The following is a 7,042-nucleotide window of genomic DNA, read 5'->3' on the forward strand; positions in this document are numbered from 1 at the left end:
GTAACGATATTTCATGGACTGGCATCTTCTTCTAACCTATAAATACTGCATGAGCGTAGCTCATGCGGTGCTCAGTAAAGATGAAAAAATAGTTACGTTTTTAAAGCGATAAGATAATTTGATGGTCTCAATAACCTAAAAACACCAGGAAATACTAAGTCTCTATATGGGAAACCTACAAATGCGGTTAATTCATATTCTAATAAGAAGGTATAGTAAATGAGCAATGCATATTTAAATATTAGCTACAGTCCGGAAACCTGTGGATGGTGCAATGGTACAGGTGAAGACAGCGGTGCCCATGATCGTCCATGCAGGATATGTGACGGAGAAGGGAGCATACTGGTAGCACAGCCAGCAAACAATTGTGCATGGTGCGATGGTAATGGTGCAGATAGAATAGAATCCGGGAAACCCTGCAGAGCCTGTGATGGTTCCGGATGGGCTCATTCATTAATTGGTTAGATGTGAACTTCAAATTGGCTAGAAACCAATTGGATCCTTAAATTACAAATTTAAGGACAAGTTTAAATCTTTGATTTTAAGTGCTTCCTGTCTCATCTTTTTCCTCACCCTAAATCCATTAATTTAAGATGACTGGAAACAAGTCTACAGGATCCATCCCTCGTTCCGAAGGTGTTTATGTTGAAATTTTGGTTAATCGATTACAATATATGATATATATAATTAAATATAATTAAATATGATTAAAAGGTATTGATCCCCATGTTTCATTTCAAAGAAATGAAACTCGCAATAAATCTACGATTTGATTCTATGCTAAAGTAAAGACATAAGGGGTTTTCCACCTTCAATTTTATAAAACTAAAAAATAGTATCAATCCAATGCAAATTTTTGTTTGAGAACCAGTTTTATGATAAATGCATATTTTTCTTTTAAATAATAGACTGTAGGTGATTTGTAATCCTTCTTATATGACTGGATAATTCCGAGTTTGGATTGTATGTATCCAACCAAAGACGCAACTGAATTCCGAGATATATTATACTTTGTAGTTATAATCGAGTACAAATCATCAATAGTTAATTTATTACTGTTTAAAAAAACGCATAAAATATTACTGCGAACACCCTCTTCATCTTTTTCGATGAACTTCTGCAAACGCTGTTTGATTTTAAGTTGTATAGAATCCATGAAACATCACCATACAGCTGGATATATTATATTAGCTATCTATGGTATAAATAACTGTATGTAAAACAGTTCAGTATATTAAATATAAAACTAGGTTGTTATAAATAGTTAATTCCAGTTTACGAGGTTGTTATATTTATTTTTGATGTTTGACATAGATATTTTAAATTAAATACAGAAAAAATAAAAAACCCAGAGAGGTTTTAACCAAACATCCCCTCTGGCTGCTTTTCAATGGGTTTTCTACCAGAATTCATAACCTTGTCTACAGCTGTTAAGAACTGATCAGCCCCTACAGAGTCTTTATCATCACGTACTGCAAGCATCCCGGCTTCCATTGCTATGGCACTCAGGTCCGCACCACTTGCCCCTTCTGTAAGTTTTGCAATTTTCTTGAAATCTATATCATCAGAAACAGACATGTTCCTTGCATGTATCTGCAAAATATTTTCTCTGGCTTCAGCATCCGGCATTGGTACCATAATAACCCGATCGAATCGACCCGGTCTCAGTATTGCTGGATCAAGTACATCTGACCGGTTAGTCGCCGCTATAATTCGTACCTCTCCTCTTTCATCGAAGCCGTCCATTTCTGCCAGCAACTGCATAAGTGTCCTCTGCACTTCCCTATCTGCTCCATTGGTATCATTTAAACGTTTGGCAGCTATAGCATCTAGTTCATCGATGAAAACTATACTCGGTGCCTTTTTGCGTGCCATTTCAAAGACTTCACGCACCAGTTTCGCTCCTTCACCAATATATTTCTGAACAAGTTCTGAACCAACTACCCTGATGAAAGTAGCATCTGTTCTATGGGCTACAGCCTTTGCAAGCAGTGTTTTACCTGTCCCTGGTGATCCTGAAAGCAAAATCCCTTTTGGAGCAGAGATTCCAACACGGGCAAATGATTCCGGTTTTGTAAGTGGATATTCGACTGACTCAATTATTTCCTTTATCTGTTCATCCAGCCCGCCTATCTGGTCATAATCCACTTGCTGGGATTCGATAACTTCCATAGCAGAAACCATTGGTTCTTCTGTGGACTGAACAACATCCACAACTGCAAATGTCTGCTGGTTGAGTGCTACCATTGACCCGGGTTCAATCTCTTTATCTTCCAGATACTTGGACATACTGACCATGAACTGTGGACCGGTACTACTTCGTACCAGTATTTTACCATTGTCAAGTATATCCATCACGGTTCCTATAATCAATGGGGATGATTTTAAGCGGTCTATTTCAGCCTGTAATTTTCGAACTTCTCGTTCATATTTGAGCTTTTGATTTTCTACATAACGTTTTTCTGACTCTATTTGATTGTACTGTTCATTAAGACGGTTATTTCGATACTCAAGCTGCTTCATCCGGTCCAATAAATATTTGGAAAAGTCCCCCTCGAACTCAGTCAGATATTCATTTTCGTTTTCATCTTCATCGAATTTGTATTTATAATTATTTTCATTCATGTTTTCTTCGGTGATTTCGTATTTACTATCATCCATATTTCCATTAGTAGTCTCACTCATAAAGCTCTATTATTATATAAGATTGGACGATATATATCCCTTTCGAATGGTTCCTAACAAAAAATCATGATGATTAGATTTATCAGTGGGTTATATTTTTATTATTTAATAATTAATATCGCTCTAAGCTCCGATCACTATTTAAATATATACGTTATATATCCTTTTTCAGTGGATTTTGATAACGTTTGTAGAGTTGATACGAAATGCAAACAACGCAAGCACAATGTGAAATATGTGGCACAGAAATTAAAGGTCGACCTACTAAAGTAAATATCGAAGGAAGCGAACTTGAAGTATGTTCAAAATGTGCGCAGTATGGTACCAGTGTTGATACTAAAACACAACCGAAACAACAGGTATCAGGTAAAAAAACAGCCCCGAAGAAAACCGAAAAAAAACCTTATCCCACAAAATCCAAGTTTGAAGGACCTACATATGAACTTGTAGAGGGTTACGACCAAATCATAAGGGATAAAAGGGAACAACTTGAATGGACACAGGAAGAACTGGCTGCAAAAATAAAAGAAAAGGAGTCACTTATAAAAAAAATAGAACGTGGAGAAATTGTACCAGAAGACTCTGTCCGCAAAAAGCTAGAACGTACCCTCAACTTACAGCTCACCGAGAAAGTGGAAGATATCGATATGGATGGTGATAGTGCATCCAAAAACACTACACTTGGCGATATTGTAAAAATAAAACGTGAATAAATGGATTATCAAAAACTTTATTTTGGGCTTCTACCCTTCAATCATTTTTACGGAATCTTTTTCGTTTAAACATAAAAGGTATTGATATGGGATTGAAAGACAAAAAAATAGGAATCATCGGAACAGGCAAAATGGGAAGTTCCCTTATACATGGAATTATTAATTCAAAAATTGTTGACAGCAGTAATGTATATGCCAGTGATATATACGACCTGTCACTTGAAAAATTGCATGAGGAACTGGGAATCAAAGTTTCCACTGACAATAAGCAAACCGTTATGAACTCCGATATAATAATACTTGCTGTAAAACCACAGATTATAAGAACGGTACTTGCAGGGATAAAAGACGACGTCACTGAAAACAAACTGCTTATATCCATTGCAGCAGGTGTCCCTATATCAGAAATTGATGATGAGCTCAATTCAGGTACCAAATTAATAAGAGTTATGCCAAACATTGCTGCGACTGTTGGTGAAGCTTCCTCTGCCATCTGTCCCGGTGAAAACACTACAAATGAAGATGTTGATGTTACACTAGAAATTTTTAAAACTGTTGGAACCGCACGTGTTATACCAGAGTATCTGATGGATGCTTTTACAGGTGTTTCTGGAAGTGGGCCTGCTTTTATATTCCCAGTTATCGAAGCCATGGCGGATGGTGCAGTATATGAAGGGCTGGACCGCAAGAATGCCCTGACATTTGCAGCACAAACTGTACTCGGTGCAGCAAAAATGGTCCTTGAAACTGAAAACCATCCTGCAGAGCTCAAAGACATGGTAACATCACCTGGTGGTACTACAATACGGGGAGTCCATGAACTTGAAGAACATGGTATAAGGTCTGCTTTCATGGATGCTGTTATTGAATCATCCAGACGGTCAAAAGAACTTGGAAAAAAAGATTGATGCAAATAATTTATAACAGTAAGGCAAAGATTATTATAGTGAAAGCTAATAATAAAGTGGTAAATAAATGACAAAAGGTGTTTCATTATTGTGGAAGTGGGGAGAATGAAATCATTTGCAGTAATTAGAGGGGATAATACAGACAAGGTAAAAATTGCCCTACACGATTTGGAGCAATACGGTAAATTTCAGTTCCAGACAAAACCTAAACGTTTAGAACCGGATTATGCCGACCATCTTCTTGTAAGCGTCCTGAAAGTTCCTCTGAAATCCAGATGCAACTCTGCTGCACTCGTAGAGCTAAATGACAACGCTGGTGCGGTGATTAATAGATTGAAAAAAATACATCCACCGGCACACATTGTAATTGTCAGTCCCAGACACGATGCATACAATGAACTGATTAATAAATCCAAAAATTATCCAGTATTTGACAGGAGTTTTAAATCCAAGAGCGAATCAAAACTTCTGTATTTCTGATTAGGTTCACCAGCCGAACGGGTGGTAAACATAGTAACCAAACTCATCTGTAAAATCCGTGAAATCAGATGTAGTTCCAGCTATACTCCGTAATTTCATAACGTAAGTATACAGGCTTTCAATATCTTTTATTTCTTTTTTTACTAAAGACTTTAGTTGCTCACGTATCTCAATGTCATAGTCAGCATCAAGTGTTTGCAGGTATTCTGACAACCTGGAAGCAAGAATTTCGCCCCTGCGGTCCCAGTCTGTTAATATTATCACACATTTACCGGTATACGCAATATCTTCTGAAAAATTTAAGATCGATTTATTGGATACCGTTTCTATATCTCCATCGATTCCAAGCTTTTTCAGTGAACGAATATCACGTTTACCTTCCACTACAAAAATATCCCCATTATGAGAATGCTGAAACAATTCATCAAGGATTTCTTCAACTTGCTCTAGATGTTTCCTGTATTCAAAAATAGAAGTTTTCAGGTTGTTGTTTTGATTGTTCATATCAACCAATGTTTTGATGAATATGTATAATTTGAAAAACTGATATACACTTAACAGTATAAACGTCATGGTTATTAAATTTCATGGTTATTAAATGTCACAGGAAAAAATATTAAAACATTTGATTCATAATAAACCAAATTTAATAATAAAAGGTGAAAAGAAATGAGTTTTGAAAAAGCAGTAGAATTTCATGGCCATCAGTGTCCAGGACTTGCTATTGGATATAGAGCAGCACAGATAGCCCTTGACAAATTCAAAAACCGTTCAGAAGATGAAGAACTGGTTGCTATTGTAGAAAACAATTCATGTGCTGTAGATGCTATACAATCACAGACAAGGTGCACTTTTGGAAAAGGAAACTTTGTATTCAGGGATGTATGGTAAACATGTATACACATTCATAAAAAGAGGGGACTCTAAAGGATTAAGAATTGCACTCAAACCGCAAAGTGACCCTGTAGATGAGCGCCACCTAGAGATTTTTAAAAAATTGCAGGAAAACAGTGCAACTGATGAAGAAGTTAATGAATTCAGAAATCTCCATGAGCTGAAAACCAACAACATACTTGAAGCTCCTGAAAATGAACTGTTTGACATAGAAGATGTCTCAATTGAACCTCCTCAGAAAGCACAGATATTTGAAACTGTTGTGTGTGATGAATGCGGAGAGGGTGTAATGTCCTCCAGAGTAACAACCAACAACAATCAAAATGTTTGCCTTCCCTGTTCCAAAAAATAAGGTTGCAAAAAAAAAATATACAATCTCTTCATATAAGGAGGTAATGAATGAAATAACATACCAGCCAATAGGAATAATCCACACAGGTTTTAAAGAACAAGAAGGCGTTCCTATACAACCTGCCGGAGCAAAGGGTGTAGAAGGTTATGTAGAAGTATATTCTGAATATGAACAGGGATTAAAAGACCTAGAAGGTTTTTCTCATGTATATCTGGTATACCATTTCCACCTATCAAGTGACTATTCCCTGATTGTTAAACCGTTCATGGATTCCAAAGAGCATGGATTATTCGCAACAAGAGCTCCGAAAAGACCAAATCCTATTGGTATCTCCATAGTTCGTGTTGTAAGTGTTGTTAAAAACATAATATATATTAAAGATGTGGATATCGTCGATGGTACTCCTCTTCTGGATATCAAACCCTATGTACCAGAAATGGGAGTGGGGGATTATGAAGACGTTAAAATCGGGTGGCTGGAGGACAACATACATAAAGTTGAAACAAGCAGAGCCGATAATAGGTTCATAGAATAATTAATAAGATATAACATTAAATTTAAACTATTTGAATACGAGGGTAAATTATGACAGATGAGGAATTTGAACCGATATGTGACATTTCTGAACAGTTCAGAGATTATTGCAACAGGATGCTCGAAAGTGAATATGACCCAAAACCCAGTAATTTTATTTTTAATACCCTTAAAAATCAGAAAACCATTGTAATGGCTGCAAACCCTAGGATCGGTCTGGTTACAAGGGGAATCCTGCGTGCGGCTAAAGATGCAGATGCTCCTATCATTCTGGAACTTGCAAGGTCTGAATGTAATCTGGAAAACGGATACACAGGTTTATATCCGTCTGATTTCTCAGAACAGACTTATCAGGCCGCGAAGGATGTAGGACATGATATTTGGTCCCTGCACGCCGACCATATAGTTATTAAAAAGGGTGACAGTAACGATATAGAAAACACCAAAAAACTGGTAAAAGCTCAAATCGATTCCTG

At 36.7% G+C, this 7,042-nt stretch carries 10 protein-coding genes and 1 pseudogene; 8 read left to right on the forward strand and 3 right to left on the reverse strand.

The window, feature by feature from the left end:
* Positions 1–219: 219 nt before the first annotated feature.
* A complete protein-coding gene (locus ACLFMM_RS08300; RefSeq protein WP_410808270.1) occupies positions 220–465 on the forward strand; it encodes a transcriptional regulator in 246 nt (81 codons plus the stop codon).
* A gap of 373 nt (positions 466–838) precedes the next feature.
* Here the strand turns inward: ACLFMM_RS08300 and ACLFMM_RS08305 are convergent, their stop codons facing one another.
* Positions 839–1,156, reverse strand: a complete 318-nt coding sequence (locus tag ACLFMM_RS08305; RefSeq protein ID WP_410808271.1) for a DUF2551 domain-containing protein — start codon at positions 1,154–1,156, stop codon at positions 839–841.
* Positions 1,157–1,359: 203 nt separating this feature from the next.
* Positions 1,360–2,685: a proteasome-activating nucleotidase gene (locus ACLFMM_RS08310; protein WP_410808272.1), complete on the reverse strand. Its 1,326-nt coding sequence runs from the start codon at positions 2,683–2,685 to the stop codon at positions 1,360–1,362.
* 206 nt (positions 2,686–2,891) lie between these two features.
* Here ACLFMM_RS08310 and ACLFMM_RS08315 point away from each other — a divergent pair, with 206 nt between their 5' ends.
* The 3 genes from ACLFMM_RS08315 to ACLFMM_RS08325 all read left to right on the forward strand — a co-directional run bounded on the left by ACLFMM_RS08315 (position 2,892) and on the right by ACLFMM_RS08325 (position 4,786).
* Positions 2,892–3,398, forward strand: coding sequence for a multiprotein bridging factor aMBF1 (locus tag ACLFMM_RS08315; protein ID WP_410808273.1), 507 nt, complete (start codon positions 2,892–2,894; stop codon positions 3,396–3,398).
* A gap of 86 nt (positions 3,399–3,484) precedes the next feature.
* Positions 3,485–4,306: a pyrroline-5-carboxylate reductase gene (gene proC / locus ACLFMM_RS08320; RefSeq protein WP_410808274.1), complete on the forward strand. Its 822-nt coding sequence runs from the start codon at positions 3,485–3,487 to the stop codon at positions 4,304–4,306.
* A 105-nt stretch (positions 4,307–4,411) separates the two neighbouring features.
* Complete coding sequence (locus ACLFMM_RS08325; protein WP_410808275.1) at positions 4,412–4,786, forward strand: DUF356 domain-containing protein; 375 nt, start codon at positions 4,412–4,414, stop codon at positions 4,784–4,786.
* 6 nt (positions 4,787–4,792) lie between these two features.
* Here ACLFMM_RS08325 and ACLFMM_RS08330 read toward each other — a convergent pair whose 3' ends face one another.
* Positions 4,793–5,290, reverse strand: a complete 498-nt coding sequence (locus ACLFMM_RS08330) for a toprim domain-containing protein (protein WP_410808276.1) — start codon at positions 5,288–5,290, stop codon at positions 4,793–4,795.
* Positions 5,291–5,455: 165 nt separating this feature from the next.
* Here ACLFMM_RS08330 and ACLFMM_RS08335 point away from each other — a divergent pair, with 165 nt between their 5' ends.
* From ACLFMM_RS08335 to ACLFMM_RS08350, 4 genes and pseudogenes are all read left to right on the forward strand, one after another.
* Entirely contained in the window at positions 5,456–5,677 is a 222-nt protein-coding gene (locus ACLFMM_RS08335) for an FmdE family protein (RefSeq protein WP_410808277.1), read from the forward strand.
* Positions 5,640–6,032, forward strand: a complete 393-nt coding sequence (locus ACLFMM_RS08340; RefSeq protein ID WP_410808278.1) for an FmdE family protein — start codon at positions 5,640–5,642, stop codon at positions 6,030–6,032. The genes ACLFMM_RS08335 and ACLFMM_RS08340 overlap by 38 nt, the downstream gene beginning before the upstream one ends.
* 43 nt (positions 6,033–6,075) lie before the next feature.
* Positions 6,076–6,567, forward strand: a complete 492-nt coding sequence (tsaA, locus tag ACLFMM_RS08345) for a tRNA (N6-threonylcarbamoyladenosine(37)-N6)-methyltransferase TrmO (RefSeq protein ID WP_410808279.1) — start codon at positions 6,076–6,078, stop codon at positions 6,565–6,567.
* Between the two features lie 50 nt (positions 6,568–6,617).
* A pseudogene (locus ACLFMM_RS08350) lies at positions 6,618–7,042 on the forward strand (class II fructose-bisphosphate aldolase); the annotation flags it as partial.

The sequence above is a fragment of the Methanohalobium sp. genome, from assembly GCF_046546175.1.
Lineage (GTDB): Archaea > Halobacteriota > Methanosarcinia > Methanosarcinales > Methanosarcinaceae > Methanohalobium.

Bases quoted from the DNA above. Each gene is read 5' to 3' on its own strand.
- proC (WP_410808274.1), top strand. From the start codon at position 3,485: ATGGGATTGAAAGACAAAAAAATAGGAATCATCGGAACAGGCAAAATG.
- tsaA (WP_410808279.1), top strand. From the start codon at position 6,076: ATGAATGAAATAACATACCAGCCAATAGGAATAATCCACACAGGTTTT.
- ACLFMM_RS08300 (WP_410808270.1), top strand. From the start codon at position 220: ATGAGCAATGCATATTTAAATATTAGCTACAGTCCGGAAACCTGTGGA.
- ACLFMM_RS08305 (WP_410808271.1), bottom strand. From the start codon at position 1,156: ATGGATTCTATACAACTTAAAATCAAACAGCGTTTGCAGAAGTTCATC.
- ACLFMM_RS08315 (WP_410808273.1), top strand. From the start codon at position 2,892: ATGCAAACAACGCAAGCACAATGTGAAATATGTGGCACAGAAATTAAA.
- ACLFMM_RS08330 (WP_410808276.1), bottom strand. From the start codon at position 5,290: ATGAACAATCAAAACAACAACCTGAAAACTTCTATTTTTGAATACAGG.
- ACLFMM_RS08310 (WP_410808272.1), bottom strand. From the start codon at position 2,685: ATGAGTGAGACTACTAATGGAAATATGGATGATAGTAAATACGAAATC.
- ACLFMM_RS08335 (WP_410808277.1), top strand. From the start codon at position 5,456: ATGAGTTTTGAAAAAGCAGTAGAATTTCATGGCCATCAGTGTCCAGGA.
- ACLFMM_RS08325 (WP_410808275.1), top strand. From the start codon at position 4,412: ATGAAATCATTTGCAGTAATTAGAGGGGATAATACAGACAAGGTAAAA.